Genomic DNA, 1,232 nt, shown 5'->3' with positions numbered 1-1,232 from the left:
GCAAACGTCAACAGACCCTGGGTTCCGAACTCGGCTATCATGCGCCCGTTTTCGTGACAGGCTTTGCTTCAACGCAAGCCTGGGCATCGCGCAGTGGTTGAATTTCTCGCCATCTGCCCAGGAGTAAGAATGAACACCCTCTTTATGCATTGCCGGCCGGGCTTCGAAAGCGAAGTCTGTTCCGAGATTTCCGAACACGCCGCGCGGCTGAACGTGGCCGGTTATGCCAAGGCCAAGACCGCCAGCGCCTGCGCCGAATTCATTTGCACCGAAGAAGACGGCGCCGAGCGCCTGATGCGTGGCCAGCGTTTCGCTGATCTGATCTTCCCGCGCCAGTGGGCTCGCGGGATCTTCATCGATCTGCCGGAAACCGACCGCATCAGCGTTATCCTCGCGCACATGGCGGACTTCCCGCTGTGCGGCAGCCTGTGGCTGGAAATGGTCGACACCAACGATGGCAAGGAACTGTCGAACTTCTGCAAGAAGTTCGAAGGCCACCTGCGCAAGGCGCTGATGGCCGCTGGCAAACTGGTTGAAGATGCCCACAAACCGCGTCTGCTGCTGACCTTCAAAAGTGGCCGCGAAGTGTTCATGGGGCTGGCCGAGTCGAACAACTCGGCGATGTGGCCGATGGGCATTCCGCGGCTGAAGTTTCCGCGTGAAGCGCCGAGCCGTTCGACGCTGAAGCTGGAAGAGGCGTGGCACCACTTCATCCCTCGCGATCAGTGGGATGAGCGCCTGCACAGCGACATGACCGGCGTCGACCTCGGTGCCGCACCCGGCGGCTGGACCTGGCAACTGGTCAACCGCGGCATGCTGGTGACCGCGATTGACAACGGCCCGATGGCCGAAAGCCTGATGGACACCGGTCTGGTGCAACACTTGATGGCCGACGGTTTCACCTTCAAGCCCAAGCAACCGGTGGACTGGATGGTCTGCGACATCGTCGAGAAACCGGCGCGCAACGCCGCGATGCTGGAAGAATGGATTGGCGAAGGGCATTGCCGTGAAGCGGTGGTCAACCTCAAGCTGCCGATGAAACAGCGTTACGCCGAAGTGAAGCGCTTGCTGGAACGCATTGCCGACGGGTTCAAGGAACGCGGCATTCGGGTCGAGATCGGCTGCAAGCAGCTGTATCACGACCGTGAAGAAGTGACCTGCCACCTGCGCCGGATCGACGTAAAGAAACCCAAATCCCGCTGATTTACGCGGACCAATGTGGGAGCGAGCTT

The 1,232-nt window shown here is 60.4% G+C and carries 1 protein-coding gene; it reads left to right on the top strand.

From position 1 onward, the window contains the following. Positions 1-129: 129 nt before the first annotated feature. The gene (gene rlmM / locus VD17_RS19875; protein WP_033055643.1) at positions 130-1,203 is read left to right on the top strand and encodes a 23S rRNA (cytidine(2498)-2'-O)-methyltransferase RlmM; all 1,074 of its coding nucleotides are present in this window, start codon (positions 130-132) and stop codon (positions 1,201-1,203) included. The last annotated feature ends 29 nt before the right edge of the window (positions 1,204-1,232 follow it).

The organism is Pseudomonas fluorescens, from assembly GCF_000968015.1.
Taxonomy (GTDB): Bacteria; Pseudomonadota; Gammaproteobacteria; order Pseudomonadales; family Pseudomonadaceae; genus Aquipseudomonas; species Aquipseudomonas fluorescens_W.
This window is presented reverse-complemented; position numbering and strand designations above follow the sequence as displayed.

Coding starts and splice junctions, on each gene's coding strand:
- rlmM (WP_033055643.1), top strand. CDS start 130: ATGAACACCCTCTTTATGCATTGCCGGCCGGGCTTCGAAAGCGAAGTC.